The 19,366-nt window shown below is 67.1% G+C and carries 22 protein-coding genes and 2 pseudogenes; 13 read left to right on the forward strand and 11 right to left on the reverse strand.

Features of this window, described 5'->3' with window-relative positions; translation table 11 throughout:
• Positions 1–23: 23 nt before the first annotated feature.
• A pseudogene (locus tag A5624_RS26965) lies at positions 24–218 on the reverse strand (sensor histidine kinase); the annotation flags it as partial.
• 79 nt (positions 219–297) lie between these two features.
• Here A5624_RS26965 and regX point away from each other — a divergent pair.
• Positions 298–981, forward strand: a complete 684-nt coding sequence (gene regX / locus A5624_RS00050) for a two-component sensory transduction protein RegX (RefSeq protein WP_007768263.1) — start codon at positions 298–300, stop codon at positions 979–981.
• Here the strand turns inward: regX and A5624_RS00055 are convergent.
• The 3 genes from A5624_RS00055 to A5624_RS00065 are packed head-to-tail and all read right to left on the reverse strand — an operon-like array spanning position 978 to position 3,248.
• On the reverse strand, positions 978–1,469 hold the full coding sequence (locus tag A5624_RS00055; protein WP_066859586.1) for an NUDIX domain-containing protein: 492 nt from the start codon (positions 1,467–1,469) through the stop codon (positions 978–980). The two genes, regX and A5624_RS00055, sit on opposite strands and share 4 nt — an antisense overlap.
• Positions 1,466–2,410 carry a hypothetical protein gene (locus A5624_RS00060; RefSeq protein WP_066859588.1) on the reverse strand — a complete coding sequence of 315 codons (945 nt, stop codon included), beginning with the start codon at positions 2,408–2,410 and terminating at the stop codon, positions 1,466–1,468. Before A5624_RS00060 ends, A5624_RS00055 begins: the two co-directional genes overlap by 4 nt.
• Before the next feature lie 43 nt (positions 2,411–2,453).
• Complete coding sequence (locus A5624_RS00065) at positions 2,454–3,248, reverse strand: hypothetical protein (RefSeq protein ID WP_066859590.1); 795 nt, start codon at positions 3,246–3,248, stop codon at positions 2,454–2,456.
• Between the two features lie 120 nt (positions 3,249–3,368).
• On the opposite strand from A5624_RS00065, the gene A5624_RS00070 reads away from it, so the two are divergent.
• From A5624_RS00070 to A5624_RS00105, 9 genes are all read left to right on the forward strand, one after another.
• On the forward strand, positions 3,369–4,385 hold the full coding sequence (locus A5624_RS00070; RefSeq protein WP_066859593.1) for a Ppx/GppA phosphatase family protein: 1,017 nt from the start codon (positions 3,369–3,371) through the stop codon (positions 4,383–4,385).
• On the forward strand, positions 4,382–5,368 hold the full coding sequence (locus tag A5624_RS00075) for a hypothetical protein (protein WP_066859599.1): 987 nt from the start codon (positions 4,382–4,384) through the stop codon (positions 5,366–5,368). Before A5624_RS00070 ends, A5624_RS00075 begins: the two co-directional genes overlap by 4 nt.
• Positions 5,369–5,383: 15 nt before the next feature.
• A complete protein-coding gene (locus A5624_RS00080) occupies positions 5,384–6,226 on the forward strand; it encodes a sugar phosphate isomerase/epimerase (protein ID WP_066859603.1) in 843 nt (280 codons plus the stop codon).
• A gap of 24 nt (positions 6,227–6,250) precedes the next feature.
• On the forward strand, positions 6,251–7,087 hold the full coding sequence (locus tag A5624_RS00085; RefSeq protein WP_066859605.1) for a thioesterase family protein: 837 nt from the start codon (positions 6,251–6,253) through the stop codon (positions 7,085–7,087).
• A 27-nt stretch (positions 7,088–7,114) separates the two neighbouring features.
• The gene (gene proC, locus A5624_RS00090) at positions 7,115–7,990 is read left to right on the forward strand and encodes a pyrroline-5-carboxylate reductase (protein ID WP_197518883.1); all 876 of its coding nucleotides are present in this window, start codon (positions 7,115–7,117) and stop codon (positions 7,988–7,990) included.
• Positions 7,991–8,128: 138 nt separating this feature from the next.
• Positions 8,129–8,386: a cell division/environmental response transcriptional regulator gene (locus A5624_RS00095; protein ID WP_040629292.1), complete on the forward strand. Its 258-nt coding sequence runs from the start codon at positions 8,129–8,131 to the stop codon at positions 8,384–8,386.
• Between the two features lie 145 nt (positions 8,387–8,531).
• Positions 8,532–8,633, forward strand: a complete 102-nt coding sequence (locus tag A5624_RS26970) for a 30S ribosomal protein bS22 (RefSeq protein WP_003402602.1) — start codon at positions 8,532–8,534, stop codon at positions 8,631–8,633.
• Positions 8,634–8,684: 51 nt separating this feature from the next.
• The gene (locus A5624_RS00100) at positions 8,685–9,812 is read left to right on the forward strand and encodes an SDR family oxidoreductase (RefSeq protein ID WP_066859608.1); all 1,128 of its coding nucleotides are present in this window, start codon (positions 8,685–8,687) and stop codon (positions 9,810–9,812) included.
• A complete protein-coding gene (locus tag A5624_RS00105) occupies positions 9,794–10,882 on the forward strand; it encodes a lysophospholipid acyltransferase family protein (RefSeq protein WP_197499477.1) in 1,089 nt (362 codons plus the stop codon). Before A5624_RS00100 ends, A5624_RS00105 begins: the two co-directional genes overlap by 19 nt.
• Positions 10,883–10,943: 61 nt before the next feature.
• Here the strand turns inward: A5624_RS00105 and A5624_RS00110 are convergent, their stop codons facing one another.
• The 7 genes from A5624_RS00110 to A5624_RS00150 form a co-directional block, all read right to left on the reverse strand.
• The gene (locus A5624_RS00110) at positions 10,944–11,873 is read right to left on the reverse strand and encodes a cyclopropane mycolic acid synthase family methyltransferase (RefSeq protein ID WP_066859614.1); all 930 of its coding nucleotides are present in this window, start codon (positions 11,871–11,873) and stop codon (positions 10,944–10,946) included.
• A complete protein-coding gene (locus tag A5624_RS00115; RefSeq protein WP_066859616.1) occupies positions 11,874–12,395 on the reverse strand; it encodes a MaoC family dehydratase N-terminal domain-containing protein in 522 nt (173 codons plus the stop codon). It abuts the gene before it with no gap.
• 42 nt (positions 12,396–12,437) lie between these two features.
• Positions 12,438–13,352, reverse strand: coding sequence for an HAD family phosphatase (locus A5624_RS00120; protein WP_066859621.1), 915 nt, complete (start codon positions 13,350–13,352; stop codon positions 12,438–12,440).
• Positions 13,353–13,501: 149 nt separating this feature from the next.
• Positions 13,502–14,188 (reverse strand): hypothetical protein, encoded by a 687-nt coding sequence (locus A5624_RS28765; protein ID WP_232002157.1) that lies wholly within the window; start codon positions 14,186–14,188, stop codon positions 13,502–13,504.
• A 26-nt stretch (positions 14,189–14,214) separates the two neighbouring features.
• Positions 14,215–16,785, reverse strand: a complete 2,571-nt coding sequence (locus A5624_RS26980; protein ID WP_082990429.1) for a TNT domain-containing protein — start codon at positions 16,783–16,785, stop codon at positions 14,215–14,217.
• Between the two features lie 4 nt (positions 16,786–16,789).
• A complete protein-coding gene (locus A5624_RS00145; protein ID WP_066859627.1) occupies positions 16,790–17,080 on the reverse strand; it encodes a WXG100 family type VII secretion target in 291 nt (96 codons plus the stop codon).
• Complete coding sequence (locus A5624_RS00150; protein WP_066859628.1) at positions 17,073–17,381, reverse strand: WXG100 family type VII secretion target; 309 nt, start codon at positions 17,379–17,381, stop codon at positions 17,073–17,075. The genes A5624_RS00145 and A5624_RS00150 overlap by 8 nt, the downstream gene beginning before the upstream one ends.
• 59 nt (positions 17,382–17,440) lie before the next feature.
• On the opposite strand from A5624_RS00150, the gene A5624_RS00155 reads away from it, so the two are divergent.
• The 3 genes and pseudogenes from A5624_RS00155 to A5624_RS26985 all read left to right on the forward strand — a co-directional run.
• Positions 17,441–17,710, forward strand: a complete 270-nt coding sequence (locus A5624_RS00155; RefSeq protein WP_066859639.1) for a glutaredoxin family protein — start codon at positions 17,441–17,443, stop codon at positions 17,708–17,710.
• Between the two features lie 125 nt (positions 17,711–17,835).
• Positions 17,836–19,206: a glutamyl-tRNA reductase gene (locus A5624_RS00160; protein ID WP_066859629.1), complete on the forward strand. Its 1,371-nt coding sequence runs from the start codon at positions 17,836–17,838 to the stop codon at positions 19,204–19,206.
• Positions 19,207–19,219: 13 nt separating this feature from the next.
• Positions 19,220–19,366, forward strand: a pseudogene (locus tag A5624_RS26985) (hydroxymethylbilane synthase); the annotation flags it as partial.

The raw sequence follows: 19,366 nt of genomic DNA on the forward strand, positions 1-19,366 counted from the left end.
CTCTGCATCGTCATACGCGCGGGTCATCGACTTAGTTCTTCCTCTCGTTGTGAGCGGTTGGGCCGCACGTCGCGGCCCTGCGATTGCTCGGATTCACCATCGTCGTGATGAGACACCCTGGCCGCCGGGATCGAAAGAGTGAACGTCGATCCGGTGCCCGGCTTACTCCACACGCCGATGCTGCCGTTGTGGTTGGCCGCGACGTGCGGCCCAACCGCTCACAACGAGAGGAAGAACTAAGTCGATGACCCGCGCGTATGACGATGCAGAGCGCAGCGATGAGGAGGAATCGCGCCGATGACCAGTGTGCTGATCGTGGAGGACGAGGAGTCGCTGGCCGATCCGCTGGCGTTCCTGCTCCGCAAGGAAGGCTTCGAGGCCACCGTGGTGACCGACGGTTCGGCCGCGCTCGCCGAGTTCGATCGGGGTGGCGCCGACATCGTGCTGCTCGACCTGATGCTGCCCGGGATGTCCGGCACCGACGTCTGCAAGCAGCTGCGCGCGCGGTCCAGCGTGCCGGTGATCATGGTGACCGCCCGCGACAGTGAGATCGACAAGGTCGTCGGCCTCGAGTTGGGCGCCGATGACTATGTGACCAAGCCGTATTCGGCGCGTGAGCTGATCGCGCGCATCCGCGCGGTGTTGCGCCGCGGCGGTGACGACGATTCCGAGATCAGCGATGGCGTGCTCGAGTCCGGCCCGGTGCGGATGGACGTCGAACGTCACGTGGTCTCGGTCAACGGCGACACGATTACGTTGCCGCTCAAGGAGTTTGACCTTCTCGAGTACCTGATGCGCAACAGTGGCCGGGTGCTGACCCGCGGGCAGTTGATCGACCGGGTGTGGGGCGCCGACTACGTCGGTGACACCAAGACGCTCGACGTCCACGTCAAGCGGCTGCGGTCCAAGATCGAAGCCGACCCGGCCAACCCGGTGCACCTGGTGACGGTGCGCGGGCTGGGGTACAAGCTCGAAGGTTAGCCCGCCGGTGGCGGACCGTCGGTGTCGAAGACGGTCCGCACGTCGTCGTTGGCGCTCAACGTGATACGTCGATGCATGTCCGCTGTCATCGGCGGAAGGTCATCGAGGTCGAACCAGGCGGCGGCAGTGCTCTCGTCGTCGGCCGCAAAGGGCTCCCCGGACAGCCACTCCATCCGGAACACGTGATCCAGGTACCGGGCGTGGTCGCCGTTGGCGTGCACGGTCGGCCGGGTCACGTGCACCCACGCCAATCTCGTGGCCCGCGCGCTGACCCCGGTTTCTTCGCGCACTTCGCGGGCCGCGCAGTCGGCCGGATTCTCGCCGGGCTCCACGATCCCGGTCACGGCCGTCCACGCGCCATTGTCGGATCGCTTGACCAGCAACGCTTTTCGGCCGCGGATCGTGACGGCGGTGATGCCCGGCAACCACAGCGGCGCGTGGCCGATTCGGCGACGAAGCTCGACGATGAATTCCGGAACCGGCGTCACGTCGCGGTTCTCTCGTTGATCGCGGGCGCCGCGTCCCCGCGCAGGCCCACCTCGGCGTGTCCGAGCACCGACCAGTGCCGGTGACCGAGCTCCACATGGATTTCCGCGCGTTCGGTGTTAGTGCACACCGCGGTGCCGCCGTCGGGATCGGTGTAGCCCAGGCTCACGCACCGGTCCGGCGGCTGGTCGACGCTGATGCGTACCCGCCGACCGCCGATGCGACCCACCAGCTGCCAGCCTCGTGGGTCGAGCCTGGTCCGCATCGCAAGCGATGGCAAAAGTATTGTGGGCCAATCTTTTCCGTCGAGCCGAAAGCGCACGAACGCCAGCGGTGCGAGCCTGCGCAGTACCGGCCGGTGCGACACGGCGGTGACCACCTCGAGGACGTCGCCGCCACCGAGGTCTGCGTGGATCCACCCCCAGCGCCGCGCGTTGCCGTGTCCGTAGATGTGGGCGACGGCGCCGCGCCAGCCCGCGATGGGCGCGGCGGCGTCGTGGACGGTCAGCGACCCGGTGAAGTCGGCGGCGGGGGCGAGCACGACCTGCGCGCCGGGCAGCAGCTCGCGTTCCCACGTCAGACGGGGGAAGGTCCACAGCGGACGCGCGGTGTCCGTCCAAGACAGGTCCCACGCCAGCGATTCGGCCCGTCCGCGCAGCCGCCCGTCGGCCACTCGCGCCCCGGCGGCGCTGAACCAGTCGGCGCCTGCCGCGGGCCGCGTGGGCTCGGGACCGAAGCGTTCGGTGCGGGGTGACCCGTCGAGCGGAAATCGGGTGACCCAGCCGTGCGCGTAGGGAGCGCCCCGCACGGGAGCGACCGTCTCGCAATGGATCCACAACCCCGCGCCCGTCCGTGGATCGGAGAGGGTCGCGTACCACACTTCGAGGCGCCCGGCCTCACCGCGCCACCGCGGAGCCGCGGCCGATCGCTTTTCGTCGTCCATCGCTTGCTCCCGTGGCCTGCCGGACCCAGCCGGACCGGTGCAGCTACTCGGCGATGCGAGTGGCCGGGTGCACCGCGATGAGCCCCAACTTGCTGCGCCGCTTGCACATTGCCGCCAGCTCCGAGTAGGCCTTGGCGCCCAGCAGCTCGGTGAGCTCGTCGGCCAGGCTTTCCCACACCTGCTTGGCGCCGACGTGGGCGGCCGGGTCGCCGGTGCAGTACCAGTGCAGGTCGGCGCCACCGGAACCCCAACCGCGGCGGTCGTATTCGGTGACCCACGTCTTGAGGATCTCGGTACCGTCCGGCCGGGTCACCCACTCCTGGCTGCGACGGATCGGCAGCTGCCAGCAGACGTCGGGCTTCATGGTCAGCGGCGGCACGCCCAGCTTGAGGGCCTTGCTGTGCAGCGCGCAGCCGACGCCGCCCGGAAAACCCGGCCGGTTCAAGAAGATGCAGGCGTCTTTGTGCTTGCGGGTGCGGTACTGCGGTTGGCCGTCGTGCTCGTCGAGCTCCAGATAACCCTTGCGGCCCAAGCCTTTTTCGCGGAACTGCCAGTCGGCGTCGGTCAACTTCTGCACCGCGTCGTCCAGGCGGGCGCGGTCGTCGTCGTCGGACAGGAACGCCCCGTGCGAGCAGCACCCGTCGTCCGGGCGGCCCTCCACCGTGCCGCGGCAGGCCGGAGTGCCGAACACACACGTCCACCGGGAGAGCAGCCAGGTCAGGTCCGCCGCGATCAGGTGTTCGGGGTTGTCGGGGTCGTAGAACTCCACCCATTCGCGGGCGAAATCCAGCTCGACCTCTTGTCCGGGTGCGGGTTGCGAATTCGCCACGCAGTCCACGTTAGACCACGATTCGGGCCATCCGAGTCGCTGACACTCGGGCCCCTGTATGGCCGTGATCACGGCGGGTTAGCCGGGTCGCGCAAAGCACCGCTGCTGCGGCTTCGTTAGTTTGTTTACGTGCGATTGGGCGTTCTCGACGTGGGCAGCAACACGGTGCATCTGCTGGTGGTCGATGCCCACCGCGGCGGTCACCCGACGCCGATGAGTTCGACGAAAGCCACGCTGCGCCTGGCCGAGGCGACCGACAGCGCCGGGAAGATCACCAAACGCGGTGCCGAGAAGCTGATCTCGACGATCGACGAGTTCGCCAAGATCGCCGACAGTTCGGGTTGTGCGGAGCTGATGGCCTTCGCCACGTCCGCGGTCCGCGACGCCGGCAACTCCGACGACGTGCTGAGCCGGGTGCGCAAGGAGACCGGCGTGGAACTGCGGGTGCTGACCGGCGTGGACGAGTCGCGGCTGACCTTCCTGGCGGTGCGCCGGTGGTACGGGTGGAGCGCGGGCCGCATCATCAACCTCGACATCGGCGGCGGCTCGCTGGAGATGTCCAGCGGCGTGGACGAGGAGCCCGAGGTCGCCTTGTCGCTGCCGCTGGGCGCCGGGCGGCTGACCCGCGAGTGGCTGCCCGACGACCCGCCCGGCCGGCGCCGGGTGGCGATGCTGCGGGACTGGCTCGATGCCGAGCTCGCCGAGGCCAGCGTGAACATCCTCGAGGCGGGTAGTCCCGACCTGACGGTGGCGACATCGAAGACCTTTCGGTCGCTGGCACGACTCACCGGCGCGGCGCCCTCGGGCGCCGGACCGCGGGTCAAGAGGACGCTCACAGCAAACGGGCTCAGGCAACTCATATCTTTCATCTCTAGGATGACGACCGCTGACCGGGCGGAACTGGAAGGAGTGAGCGCCGAGCGGGCACCGCAGATCGTTGCGGGCGCGCTGGTGGCGGAGGCAAGCATGCGAGCGCTGTCGATCGAATCGGTGGATATTTGCCCGTGGGCATTACGGGAAGGTCTCATCTTGCGCAAACTCGACAGCGAAGCCGACGGATCGGCCCTCATGGAGCCTTCGGTGCGTAATGCTGGAGGTCAGGTAGTTGATCGGAATCAGCACCGATCGAGAGGCGACAAACCATGACCGGACCGCACTCCGAAACCGAGAACCCGGGCACTCGGCCGATCTCGGTGGCCGAATTGCTGGCCAGAAACGGAACCATCGGTGCCCCGGCGGTCACCCGGCGCCGCCGCCGCCGGCGCGGCGACAGCGACTCAGTGACCGTCGCAGAACTGACCGGCGAAATCCCGGTGGTGCGCGATGATGAAGAAGCCGACCACGGCGCCACCGACTCGATCGGGGTTGCCGAGCCGGATCCGGCCGAACCCGCTACCCAGGACGTCGCCGCCGAGCCGGTGACCGAAGACGAACCCAAAACCTCTTACTGGTCGGAGCCCGAGCCACGCTGGCCCAAGTCACCGCCGCAGCCCAAGCGGGCGCCGGGACCGGAGCGCAGCGAATATCCACGGCCGTTGCCCGACGCCGACCGACCCGGCTCGTCCCGCTCGTCCGTTAATGGCACCGGGCAGCCGGGGCAGGCCTCCGGGGCCGAGGGCATGAGCCCCGACCCCATGGACCACTACGCCGACGTCCCGGTGGACGTCATGGACTCCGAAGTGCGCGAGGCCGAGCCGGCGCTGGAGGACTCCGCGTACGTGCGCTCGTTCTTGCGGTCCGGGGATGCCGAGCTGGACGAGGACGCCGAGGGATCAGTGGGCGCCGGGGTGCTGGGCGAGGAGCACCTCGATGACGACGGGCACGCGGACGCGGACCTGGATGCCCACCCGGAGCACGGCAGATTCGACACGCTGTGGCGCGGCGGCGTGGTCGTGCTGCAGTCGATGCTCGCCGTGGCGTTCGGCGGCGGGTTGTTCGTGGCCTTCGATCAGCTGTGGCGGTGGAACAGCCTGGTCGCGCTGGTGCTATCGGTGCTGGTCATCCTGGGCTTGGTGGCCGGGGTGCGGGTGGTGCGCAAGACCGAGGACATCGCCAGCACGTTGATCGCGGTCGCGGTGGGTGCGCTGATCACCCTGGGACCCTTGGCGCTGTCGTTGCAATCGGGTTAGCGGCAACCGTAAACAGTGCGCCCAGCCATCAAAGTCGGCCTTTCCACGGCTTCGGTGTACCCGCTGCGGGCCGAGGCCGCCTTCGAATACGCCGCCCGGCTCGGCTACGACGGCGTCGAGCTGATGGTGTGGGCCGAGTCGGTCAGCCAGGACGTCGCCGCCGTCGAGAAGCTGTCGCGGCGCTACCGCGTCCCGGTGCTGTCCGTGCACGCGCCGTGCCTGTTGATCTCGCAGCGGGTGTGGGGCGCCAACCCGGTGCCCAAGCTCGATCGCAGCGTGCGCGCCGCCGAACAACTGGGTGCGCAGACCGTGGTCGTGCACCCGCCGTTTCGCTGGCAGCGGCGCTATGCCGAGGGTTTCTCCGAGCAGGTGGCGTCGCTGGAAGCATCCAGCGACGTGCTGGTCGCGGTGGAGAACATGTTCCCGTTCCGGGCGGACCGGTTCTTCGGGGCCGGCCAGTCGCTGGAACGGATGCGCAAACGTGGCGGCGGACCGGGGCCCGCGATTTCGGCGTTCGCGCCCTCCTACGACCCGCTCGACGGCAACCACGCGCACTACACGCTGGATCTGTCCCACACCGCGACCGCGGGCACCGACTCGCTGGACATGGCCCAGCGGATGGGTAGCGGCCTGGTCCACCTGCACCTGTGCGACGGCAACGGCCTGCCCGCCGACGAGCACCTGGTCCCCGGGCGCGGCACCCAACCCACCGCCGAGGTGTGTCAGATGCTGGCCGGCAGCCAATTCGCCGGGCACGTCATCCTGGAAGTGTCGACGTCCAGCGCGCGGTCCGCCAACGAGCGCGAGGCCATGCTCGCCGAATCGCTGCAGTTTGCCCGCACGCACCTGCTGCGCTGACCAAGCCAGGAGAACCCAGACACCATGAGTGCGCTATTCACCACCGCGATGACGTTGCGGGAGGTCGGTTCCGGCGTCTTCGAGGGCGAACTCGACAAGCGCTGGACCATCGGCCCCAAGGTGCACGGCGGCGCGATGCTGGCGCTGTGCGCCAACGCCGCCCGCACCGCCTGCCAGTCGGACGGCCGCGAACCGGCTCAGCAGCCGGTCGCGGTGTCCGCGAGCTATCTGTGGGCGCCGGATCCCGGGCAGGTGCAGTTGGTGACGTCGGTACGCAAGCGGGGCCGGCGGATCAGCGTCGTCGACGTCGAGTTGAACCAGGGCGACCGCACCGCGGTGCACGCCGTGGTCAACCTCGGCGAGCCCGAGCATTATCCGGTCGACGGTGCGGCCAGGCCGCTGCTGTCGGCCCACCCGGTGGCCGACCTGATGGCGCCCGAACCGCCGGACGACATCGAGCCGATCGGCCCCGGGCATCCGCTGGCCGGCCTCGTGCACCTGGGGGAGGGGTGCGACGTGCGGCCGGTGCTGTCGACCATGCAGCCCCGCACCGACGGGCGTCCGCCGGTGATCCAGATGTGGGCGCGCCCCCGCGGGGTGGCCCCGGACGCGCTGTTTGCGCTCATGTGCGGTGATCTGTCGGCGCCGGTGACGTTCGCGGTGGACCGCACCGGCTGGGCGCCCACGATCCAGCTGACGGCGTTTCTGCGCGGCCTGCCGGCCGACGGCTGGCTGCGCATCATCGCGACCTGCACCGAGATCGGGCACGACTGGTTCGACGAGGACCACACCGTCGTCGACAGCCTGGGCCGCCTGGTGGTGCAGGCCCGCCAGCTGGCATTGGTCCCTGCCGCTCGCTAGTGCGCGGGGTCTGCGATGCTGTCCGGCATGGCAAGAATCGCGATCATCGGTGGCGGCAGCATCGGGGAGGCACTGCTGTCGGGTCTGCTGCGGGCGGGCCGGCAGGTCAAGGACCTGGTGGTGGTCGAGCGGGTTCCCGAGCGGGCCAAGTACCTGGCGGACACGTATTCGGTGCTGATCAGCTCGGTGCCCGACGCGGTCGAGAACGCGTCATTCGTCGTGGTCGCGGTCAAGCCCGCCGACGTCGAGTCGGTGATGGCCGAGATCGCCCGCGCGGCCGGCGCCGCCGAAAACGACACCGCCGAGCAGGTGTTCGTCACCGTCGCGGCCGGGATCACCATCACCTATTTCGAGTCGAAGCTTCCCGCCGGGACGCCGGTGGTGCGGGCCATGCCCAACGCGGCGGCCCTGGTCGGCGCCGGGGTCACGGCCCTGGCCAAGGGGAGGTTCGTCACCGCGCCACAACTCGAGGGCGTCTCGGCCCTGTTCGACTCGGTCGGCGGGGTGCTGAGCGTTCCGGAGGGCCAGATGGACGCCGTCACCGCGCTGTCGGGGTCCGGCCCGGCGTATTTCTTCCTGCTGGTCGAGGCCCTGGTCGACGCCGGCGTCGCGGCGGGTCTGAGTCGCGAAGTGGCTGCCGATCTGACCGCCCAGACCATGGCCGGGTCGGCCGCGATGCTGCTGGAACGCATGGACGCCGATCGGCGGCTGGGCGAGGCCGAGGCGCCGGGGCTGCGGGTGGACGCCACGGCAACGCAGCTGCGGGCGACGGTCACGTCGCCCGGCGGCACTACCGCGGCCGCCCTGCGTGAGCTGGAACGAGGGGGCCTGCGAGCGGCGGTCGACGCGGCCGTTCAGGCCGCAAAAATGCGCTCTGAGCAGCTAAGAATTACATCAGAGTAATCCAAGTTTTTTGAACTGATTGTCCCCCACCAGTACCAGTAACCCCATTAGTCCCGCTATTCTCCTCATGTAAGCACGTGTTGGTGCCAGCGGAGGGGAAGCCGCTGGCATGCGCGTGCCTGACACGATTGGGTTGCGATGACGTCTAGTAACGGGCCATCAGCGCGAGATGCTGCAGGTAAGCCACGGGACGCCAGTTCCGTTGACAGCCAGCAGGGCAGGACGCAGTTCCTCACCGTCGCCGAGGTGGCGGCGTTGATGCGGGTCTCCAAGATGACGGTGTACCGGTTGGTGCATAACGGCGAGCTGCCTGCGGTCCGGGTAGGCCGGTCCTTCCGGGTGCATGCCAAGGCCGTCCACGACATGCTCGAGACGTCCTACTTCGACGCCGGCTGACCTGAAACGTGCCGCTCGCGGGCGGCATTCAGGCTCCGCCGTGGCGCGGCGATCGGCCGACACCGGTTTGGTGTTCGGTGCGTTCCGCCGGGTAAAGTGTCCGGGTCCAATCTTTGAAGCAGGTCACGGTCAGATAGCGGAGTTCATGGGTTCAGTAATCAAGAAGCGGCGCAAGCGTATGTCGAAGAAGAAGCACCGCAAGCTGCTGCGTCGCACCCGGGTGCAGCGCAGAAAACTCGGCAAGTAACCCCGTCCGCGGCAAAGTGCCGCCATCTCGCCCGGCCGCTAGGCTGTTCGGGTGGATCCGTCGAACGGGGAGAACACCGGGCCGGGCGACACCGCCGGCAACACGGTGCATTACCCCAAAATCGTGCTGGTCACAGGTGCCTGCCGGTTCCTGGGTGGCTACCTGACGGCCCGGCTCGCGCAGAACCCGATGATCAAAGGGGTCATCGCGGTGGACGCGATAGCCCCGAGCAAGGACATGCTGCGCCGGATGGGGCGCGCCGAGTTCGTCCGCGCCGACATTCGAAATCCCTTCATAGCCAAGGTGATTCGTAACGGCGACGTCGACACGGTGGTGCACGCGGCGGCGGCGTCCTACGCGCCGCGATCCGGCGGCACGGCGGCGTTGAAAGAGATCAACGTGATGGGCGCCATGCAGCTGTTCGCGGCCTGCCAGAAGGCGCCCTCGGTGCGCCGGGTGGTGCTCAAGTCGACGTCCGAGGTGTACGGGTCGAGCGCGCACGATCCGGTGATGTTCACCGAGGACAGCACCAGCCGCCGGCCTTTCCGTGACGGTTTCGCCAAGGACAGCCTCGACATCGAGGCCTACGCGCGCGGATTGGGACGGCGCCGGCCCGATATCGCGGTGACGATCCTGCGGTTGGCCAACATGATCGGCCCGGCGATGGACACGACGCTGTCGCGTTATCTGGCCGGGCCTTTGGTGCCAACGATGTTCGGCCGCGACGCGCGATTGCAGCTGCTGCACGAGCAGGACGCGCTGGGTGCGCTGGAGCGTGCGGCGATGGCCGGCAAGGCGGGAACGTTCAACATCGGCGCCGACGGAATCATCATGCTGTCGCAGGCGATCCGGCGGGCCGGCCGGATTCCTTTGCCAGTACCGGGATTCGGCGTTTGGGTATTGGATTCCTTGCGGCGCGCAAATCATTACAACGAGATCAGTCGCGACCAATTTGATTACTTGAGTTATGGCCGCGTCATGGATACCAGCCGAATGCGCTCAGAACTCGGCTTCCAGCCGAAATGGACGACGGCAGAAGCCTTTGACGACTACGTTCGCGGCCGAAGCCTGACTCCCATTATCGACCCGCATCGGGTACGCTCCTGGGAAGGTCGCGCCATATCCCTGGCCCAGCGCTGGGGTAGCCGAAATCCAATTCCGTGGGGTGGGGTCAGGTAGGTATCGTGGCGGGTGAAACCAGAGCGAATGTCATTCCACTGCACACTAATCGGGCTCGGGTAGCGGCGCGTCGGAGAGCCGATCAACGAGCCGAGTCAACTCGCCAACACCCTTCGTTACTTTCGGATCCTAATGGCCGCGCGTCGGCCGAGCAGATCGCCGCGGTGGTTCGCGAAATCGACGAACACCGCCGCGCCGCCGGCGCCTCGTCCGCCGACGCCCCGCTGAATGATCTGGCGCAGCGCGTCGCCGCCGTTGCCGGATTCCTGCGTCAACGAATCACCGGGGACTACAGCGTCGACGAGTTCGGCTTCGATCCGCACTTCAACAGCGCGATCGTGCTGCCGGTGTTGCGGCTGTTCTTCCGGAACTGGTTCCGGGTCGAGGTGAGCGGCATCGAGAACCTGCCGGCCGACGGCGCCGCGCTGGTGGTCGCCAACCACGCCGGCGTGCTGCCGTTCGACGGGTTGATGCTGTCCGTGGCCGTGCACGACGAGCACCCGGCGCACCGCGAGCTGCGCCTGCTTGCCGCCGACATGGTGTTCGACCTGCCCATTGTGGGCGAGGCGGCCCGCAAGGCCGGCCACACCATGGCCTGCACGACCGACGCGCACCGGCTGCTCGCCGCCGGCGAGCTGACCGCCGTCTTCCCGGAGGGCTACAAGGGGCTGGGCAAGCGCTTCGAGGACCGCTACCGGCTGCAGCGGTTCGGCCGCGGCGGATTCGTCACGGCGGCGCTGCGGACCAAGGCGCCGATCATCCCCTGCTCGATCATCGGGTCCGAGGAGATCTACCCGATGCTCACCGACGTCAAGCTGCTGGCACGACTTTTCGGGCTGCCATATTTCCCGATCACCCCGCTGTTCCCGTTGGCCGGGCCGGTCGGCCTGGTGCCGCTGCCGTCGAAATGGCACATCACGTTCGGTGAACCGATCTACACCGACGACTACGCCGCCTCCGACGCCGACGATCCGATGGTCACCTTCGAGCTGACCGACCAGGTGCGCGAGACCATCCAGCAGACGCTGTACCGGCTGCTCGCCGGGCGTCGCAACATCTTCTTCGGCTGAGCCGCGCAAAAGGAAACGCCACCGCGGAAATCCGCGATGGCGTTGACCTTTGAGAAGCCGGCTACTTGACCAGGGTGAACTGGCAGACGTTGGTGTAGCCGTCCCGGAACAGGTCCGAGCAGCCGCGCAAGTACTTCAAGTAGATGTCGTAGGTCTCCTGCCCCTTCAGGGCGATCGCCTCCTCCTTGTGCGCCTCGAGGGCGTCCGCCCAGGCCGTCAGCGTCGGAACGTAGTTCTTGCCGATGAAGTGATGGCGCTCGATCTTGAAACCCGCGTCCGTCGAGTACTTGTCGACCAGGTCGACCTGGGGCAGCTTCCCGCCCGGGTAGATCTCCTTGAGGATGAAACTGATGAATCGCAGCAGGGTCATGTTCACCTGCAACCCCAGCTTCTTGCCCTCCTCGGCGTTGGGCACCACGATGCTGTGCAGCAGCATCCGGCCGTCGTCGGGCAGCAGGTCGTAGTACTTCTTGAAGAAGGTGGCGTAGCGCTCGTACCCGGCGTCACCGGCGCCGTCGGCGAAGTGCTCGAACGCCCCCAGCGACACGATGCGGTCGATCGGCACGTCGCCGGGGAACTCCTCCCAGCCCTGGATCCGGACCTCTTTGCGGCGGGGGCTGTCCATCTTGTCGAACTCGGCCACACAGTGGGCGTACTGGTTCTCGCTCAGCGTCAGTCCGATGACGTTGACGTCGTACTCGGCCACCGCGTGCCGCATCGTCGAACCCCAGCCGCTGCCGATGTCCAGCAGCGTCATGCCGGGCTCGAGGTTGAGCTTGTCCAGGGCCAGCTTGCGCTTGGCGTACTGCGCCTCTTCCAGCGTCTTGGTCAGATTCTGCGGGTCAGGATTCTCGTCGAAGTAGCCACAGCTGTAGGTCATCGACGGGTCCAGCCACAGCTTGAAGAATTCGTTTGACTTGTCGTAGTGGGATCGGACCGCTTCGACCGGCGGTTTGAGTTGCGTGCTTCCCGTTTCCCCCTGAGCAGTCATTTACAACGCCCCTAACTTTCCTGCGGATATGGATGCCACTGCCGCGGCGGTAGCTTCAACGTCCTCCTGGTTTGAGGACTCTCCCAACATCGTGACGACACTCGTGACGATCGGTTTACCATCGGCGTCGGTCACTTCGCTCCGGATCTCCGCAAGCACGGTGCCGTGGGACTCAATCACCGAGTCGAGGTAAGTGTCGAAGTACAGCCTATCGTGAGCCAGGATCGGCCGGTGGAACTTGAACTTCTGGTCGCGGTGAATGACCCGGGCGATGTTGATCGGAATGCTGAACTTGGTGAAGATCTCCAGCTGCACGCGGCGCCCGGCGATCGCGAGGAACGTCAGCGGCGCCACCATGTCCGGGTACCCAGCGTTCGCGGATTCACTCTCATCGAAGTGCGCGGGGTGGTCATCCTTGATCGCCAGGGCGAACTCACGGATCTTCTCCCGGCCGACCTCGAAGTAGTCCGGCGCGCGGTAATGGCTGCCGATCAGTCCTTCGGCTTCCTTGGGGGTCGTCATGGCGCAATGCCCTCCGTAATTGTGTCTGCGCGGCGCAGCCTATCAGCGTGATTGCCGCCGAGAGGCCAGCGCGGCCAGCGCACCACCGGCTGCGCCCAGCGCCAACGCCGAGGGCACCCCGATCCGGGCCGCCTTACGGGCGGTGCGGAAGTCGCGGATCTCCCAGCCGCGCTCCCGGGCCAGGGCACGCAGTCGGGCGTCGGGATTGATGGCGACGGCCGTGCCCACCAGCGACAGCATGGGCACGTCGTTGTAGCTGTCCGAGTACGCCGTGCAGCGTTTCAGGTTGAGCCCCTCGCGAATTGCCAGCGACCGCACCGCGTGCGCCTTGCCGGTGCCGTGCAGGATGTCGCCGACCAGCCTGCCGGTGAAGACGCCGTCGACCGATTCCGCGACCGTGCCCAGCGCACCGGTCAGGCCGAGCCGTCGCGCGATGGTCGCGGCGAGCTCGTAGGGCGTCGCAGTGATCAGCCACACCTGCTGGCCGGCGTCCAGGTGCATCTGGGTGAGCTCGCGGGTGCCGGGCCAGATCTTGTCGGCGATGATCTCGTCGTAGATCTCCTCGCCCAGGGTGACCAGTTGTTCGACCGATCGGCCCTCGATGAAGGCGAGCGCCTTGCGCCGGCCGGCGGCGACATCGTTGCTGTTTTCCGTGCCGAGGATCTGAAACTTGGCCTGCGCGTAGATGAATCCGACGACGTCGCGGTAGGTGAAGTAGTTCCGCGTGGCCAGTCCGCGCCCGAAGTGCACGGCCGACGAGCCCTGCACGAGCGTGTTGTCCACGTCGAAGAAGGCGGCCGCGGTCAGGTCGATCGGCGGCTGAGGGCGATCCTCGGAGGCGGCGGCGGCGGCTTCCTGCATGCCCTCGATCGCGCGGGCGGCGCTGGCGTCCGCGGCCAGCGTTTCCGGGTCAACGTAACCGGTGTGGTCCGGGTTGACCGGGTCAGAGGAAGTCATCGCCAAACCTCCTAGATCGCTGTGGTGCATGGCGACCCAGCGGGTGCCCGATCCCCAACCCTATCGGGCAGATGGCATGCGGGCGTTGACGTGTCCGCGGGCTCGGCGCGCGGCGCGAAGCTTTCGCGCCAACCTGTCCGTCGCGGACCCTACTGCCGCCAGAGCGGGACCTGAGAGGTAATGCTTTCCGGCATACCCTCCAACAGTGCCGCTGTCAGCTCTTCCAACGATAGGGCTAAGACTTGCATCATCGGTTGTTCGTAATCAAGTGCGAATCCGTAGGAGCCCGGATCATTTTCTAGCGTGTATTTCCGTAGATGTTGTTCCGCATATTCTTTTTCCAGGGTTGGTCTTTCTCTGGTCACGAGCTCGATGGCCTCAGAACTGACGGACTCGATTCTTATCCGTGAATCAAGCCCGCGCGCCTCCCATTCTACGGATAGCGTTTTTAGCCGTACGTCGCGACGGCTGCGGATGCCGTCGCCTATTCTCGAAATGATGTACTTACCCGCATCCGAGAAACGGGAGAAAATTACCTCAACTCGCTCTTTCCGCTCCGTTTCTCTTTCATGCTTGAGCGAACGTACTACGCCGACATATCCTTGCGGCCTCGAGGCGATGATCCAAGCTGACCAATCACCGAACTCCGCCCAGTCGTGCCATTTTTTCAGCTTCTCCGAATAGTCTGAGCGAAAGTAGAGACGATCCTGGACCCACTCGGCTTCGTCGTAGGGTCCACTTCCGATGTAGTTGGCGATCCTGCGCCACAAGTTGTAGTACCGAATCACCTCGGCGGCTTCGGCTGCCGTAGTCGAACCTCTAGCATCCATCTGCATATTCAAAGACTTTCTTGATGTCAGCGCTATCCCCAGTCCAAATATCCATTGTCGATCAAAAACTTGATCAGCACTATTTGGCCCTCCTCGTCGACGACTACCCATTGTGTTCCACCGCCTGGCTGACCAAACGCATCGGCTACTTTTCCATATCGGACTTCCCAGCCGGCAGGCAATTCTTTACCAGTGCCGTGGAACCGATTGTAATCACCAGATGAGCCGGGTGCCAGACCTCGGTCCGGATAGCTGTCACCGACTGTGCCCATAAAATCGCCTCTGTTGTCGCTGACCTCTCCGATCCGATCCAACCACGTGTCCTTGGAAACGCTGCGAGCTGTTTGGTATACGCCATCTGCGAAGCCGTTCGCTTCTGGCCATTTCCAGGTTCCTTTTGCCACATCCCACCATTTATCCAAGATTTCTTGAGCGGTCATTCCCTCATAGGGGCTGTGCGCAGCTGATTCGGCGATTTCTCGAGGGCATCCGTGTTCGACAAGGTCCTTCACGAGCTGCTCGGGTGATTTCGCGAGCATCAGCTGCGCCTGGTGCCAGGGCTTCAAGTCCGACGGCGCGGGGACTTCTGGCGGATGCCCGTCAGCGGGATTGTCGGGGAGTGTGCCGTCGTGCGGCTGGTGTGGTCGGGGCGGTTCGTGGCTTTCACGGGGTGGATGAGGCCCGTTGCCGTCGCCGGGCGGGTGCCCGTCGCCCGGTAGATGAGGCCCTCCGCCGTCACCAGGCGTGTGCAGACGCCCGCCTGGTGACGGCTCGCCTGGATGGGCCGGGGGTTCACCGCCATGGGGCACCGCACCTACTCCGGGAGGCACTTCGGCGGGGACTCCGCCACCCATCGGTACCGAAGGCGGCGTCGGGAGATGCGGTGCGGGTGCCGCCGGAGCTGCGGGCTCGGACCCGGGCGGCGGAGCACCGTGGGAACCAGACACAGCCGGAGGTTTGCCGGGAGACGCCGGCACGTGCGCAGGGACTGGCTCGGCCGGTTTCGAGTGGGCTAGCGGGGTGTCTGTTGCGGGCGGGGAAGCCACCGGTTTGCCGCCGGGCTCGCCCGGCGCCGCAGCCGGTTTGGTCGGCTCCGCGGACGGGGGCTGTGCGACCGGCGGTGGCTTGGATTCGGTGGGACTATGCGGCAAAGGGCGGTCAGCGGGCCCAGGTGTCGGCCTGCCCGAGGGCGCCGGCGCCGGTTGATCCTGGGTTGGCGGCTTTGGCGCGGCAGGGGCTGGTTCTCCGGGTGGCTTAACTGTCGGGGGTTTGAGCTCGGGCGGCTTCTTTAGATCCTTCAGCGCATCTGCAGCACCGCGACCGAGCTTGCCGAGCTTGGAAAGCGGTCCGCCGGGTATCGGCAATGTCAGTACGTCGAAAGCGGTTCGGCCGAGTGCATCGAGAGGGTCAGTGCCCCACTCGTCCCAATGGCTGACTTGTTTGCCCAGCGCTTCCCATGACTCTAGCCAACCGGGGCCACCGTCGGGGCCGAGGCCGGTGAGCGACGCCGCCCCTTGGACCATCCCGCCAAGCTCTTTGCCGTATCCGATCGGATCGAGCACCGCACGGAACTGGCTGATCGCGAATAGCCCTTTGAGAGTTCCCCAGCCCTCTTTGCCGGCGCCACCAAGAATCTTTCCTAGCCCATGGAGGGCCGCCTTATTCAAGGCGACGAAGTGGTTCCACTCCTTATCGGCCCAGTGGGCCATATCCTTCGCGGCGGTGGCGGCCGCCGACATGGTGGCCTTGATCTGGTCGGCGAGCGTTTCGGCTTCCTCGGAAAAGTTGTCGACCACCGTTTTGATGTCGTCGGCGATTCTTTTGATCTCGTCTTCGTCTTCGTCGGTGAGAAGGTCCCACACCTCTTTGATGCCGGTCAGCGGATCACAGATGCGCGACAACAGGTCCAGGATCGCCGCGTGCACTTTGTCGATCTTGGCCGCGTAGCTATTGAGCTGCGCCGCGATCGTCTGGCATTGGCCCGCAACGCTGATGGCGGCACGAGAGGCGTCGGTCAACGCCTTGTTGATGGCGGTGCCTTCCGGAATCTGTTGCGCGGCAATGGCGGCCATGGTGCCGCCGCCGGCCGCGAACTCGGTCGTCATGAAGGTGGCACCCGCGGTCGTCCATGCCGCGGCGGCGGCGCGTAGTTTCGCCGAATCGCCCGTGGGCCAGATCATTCCGATATACGGCGCGACCCAACTCCAACCCGCCGGGGCGCTGCTTCCGGCGCCCACCGCCGATGGCGGATGAGACGCCGCGGTCAGCGGCGCCGTCACCGGCGGCGTCGGCAGAGTTGCGGCGTGGCCCGTCACGTCCGACATCGCCTCGGCCAGCGCATAGTTGTGCGCCGACATCCGCACCCCGTCGCCGATGCTGGCCAACCCATTGCGGGTGCCGGTCATCGCCTCGATCACCTTGGCCGCTGCACCGTCGTACGCGCGGCCCAGCGCCACACCCACCGGATCGTCACCGGCCATGCCCGCCGTGTCGGCCAACGCCGTGGTCAACGTCGAGATCACCGAACCCAAGGAGACGCCGGTGGTCAGGACCGTGGCACCGGCTCGGTCTAGGGCAGTCGGGTCACACGCCAGCGGCGCCATTTAGTCACGACCACATACCGAGATTCGTCGACATTGCGCCGGTGTAGTTGCCGTGCGCGGTCGTGGCCACCTTCTCCAGTTGGGCCAGCGCCTGGCGCATCATCGCCTCGCCGCGAACCCAGTGCTGATGCGCCTCAGCGTGCGCCGCGGCGGCTTCGCCCGTCCACACTGCATGCAAACGCGTTACGCGCGAATCGATTTCGGCGATCATGTCTTCGGCATAGCGTTGGAACGCCGCCATCCGGTGCACCGCATCGGCCAGCGCCTGCGGATCCACCCGAAACGCCTCAGCCACCGCGCACCCCGCGCTCCGCCTGGGCGGATCCGGCCTCGTTGGCCTGATACGCCCCGCCGGCCTGGCCGACCAGGTGCGCCAGCATCGACAGCCCGAGCTCAACCTCGCGGGCGCCGTTGTGCCACAGCTCCCACGCGGATCCGTACGCACTGCCGGCCACACCCTGCCAACCGCCCAGCAGCTGGCCCACCTGGTCGTCGAGCTGGGACAGCTGGGCCGAAAGCTGCTCGGCCGCACCACCGAGCGAGACGGCGGCACCCTGCATCACGACAGGATCGACTCGCAGCGTTTCGTCGGCCATTGTCGGAACATAACGCCTGGTAGATGGCCCCACAAGTCACCAATGCCACACTGGTGCCCATGACTGAGGCGACCGGCCGGCCACGGGTGGAGCTGCTGACCCGCGACGGGTGTGCCATCTGCGAGCGGGTGCACGCCCGGTTGGTCGAATTGGCCGCCGAGCTGGGCTTCGAGCTGTCGATGACCGACGTCGACGCGGCCGCCGCTACGGGCAACACCGCGCTGCGTGCCGAGTTCGGCGACCGGCTGCCGGTGATCCTGCTCGACGGCCGCGAACACAGCTACTGGGAGATCGACGAGCCTCGGCTGCGGGCCGATCTCGCCCGCTAACCGACCGGCCGTCGCCCGGTCGGCCGGCGGCGGGCCATTATTTGGTAGCCCAGCTGATAAACGATTACCTTGGACAGCAGTTCATTTACTGGAGGAAGCAAGGGAGCTGGCCAGGTGATGCTGCCGTGAGCGTCTTGCTCTTCGGGGTTTCGCACCGCAGTGCGCCGGTCTCCGTCCTGGAACAACTCAGCATCGACGAGGCCGATCAGGGCAAGATCGTCGACCGGGTGTTGCAGTCGCCGCTGGTGACCGAGGCGATGGTGCTGTCTACCTGCAACCGGGTCGAGGTCTACGCGGTGGTCGACGCGTTCCACGGCGGGTTGGCCGTGATCGGGCAGGTGCTGTCGGAACAGTCCGGCATGTCGATGGCCGACCTCACCAAATACGCGTACGTCCGGTACAGCGAGGCCGCCGTCGAGCACCTGTTCGCGGTCGCCAGCGGCCTGGATTCCGCGGTGATCGGCGAGCAGCAGGTGCTCGGCCAGGTCCGTCGCGCCTATGCCGACGCCGAGACCAATCGCACCGTCGGCCGGGTCCTGCACGAGCTGGCCCAGCGGGCCCTGTCGGTGGGCAAGCGGGTGCACTCCGAAACCGCCATCGACGCCGCCGGCGCCTCGGTGGTGTCGGTCGCCCTGAACATGGCCGAACGCCGGCTGGGCGGGCTGTCCGGTAAGTCGGCGGTCCTGGTCGGCGCCGGAGCGATGGGCGCCCTGGCCGCGGCGCACCTGTCCCGGGCCGGCATCGGGCACGTCCATGTACTCAACCGCTCGCTGTCCCGGGCCCAGCGCCTGGTCCGCAAGATTCGCGACACCGGGGTGCCGGCCGACGCCCTGCCGTTGGACCGACTGGCCGACACCCTGGCCGGCGCCGACGTGGTCGTCAGCTGTACCGGAGCGGTGACCCCGGTGGTCTCGCTGGCCGACGTGCACCACGCGCTGGCCGCCGCGCACCGCGACGAAGAGGCGAACCCGCTGGTGATCTGCGACCTGGGCATGCCGCGCGACGTCGACCCGGCGGTGGCCGGCCTGCCCGGCGTCTGGGTTGTCGACGTGGACCGCGTCCAGCACGAGCCCTCGGCCCACGCCGCGGCCGCGGACGTCGACGCCGCCCGCAACATCGTCGCCACCGAAGTTGCTGCCTATCTTGCCGGCCAGCGGATGGCCGAGGTCACGCCGACGGTCACCGCGTTGCGCCAGCGCGCCGCCGACGTGGTCGAAGCGGAGCTGCTGCGCCTCGACAACCGGCTGCCCGGGCTCGAGAGCGCCCAGCGCGAAGAGGTGGCCCGGACCGTGCGGCGGGTGGTGGACAAGCTGCTCCACGCGCCGACCGTGCGGATCAAACAGCTCGCCAGCGCGCCCGGTGGCGACAGCTACGCCGAGGCACTGCGCGAACTCTTCGAACTCGACCAGACCGCCGTCGATGCCGTGGCCGCGGGCGAATTGCCGGTCATCGCAAGCGGATTCGACGCGGGAACCCCGCAGCAAACCGCCGAGTAGCCGATTGGCGAACGTGATCCGGATAGGCACGCGGGGCAGCCTGTTGGCCACCACCCAGGCCGGAACGGTCCGAGACGCTTTGATCGCGCTGGGACACCCGGCGGAGCTGGTGACCATCACCACCGCCGGGGACCGGTCGTTGGCGCCCATCGAAGACCTC

This window comes from Mycobacterium sp. 1482292.6 (assembly GCF_001672995.1).
Lineage (GTDB): Bacteria > Actinomycetota > Actinomycetes > Mycobacteriales > Mycobacteriaceae > Mycobacterium > Mycobacterium europaeum_A.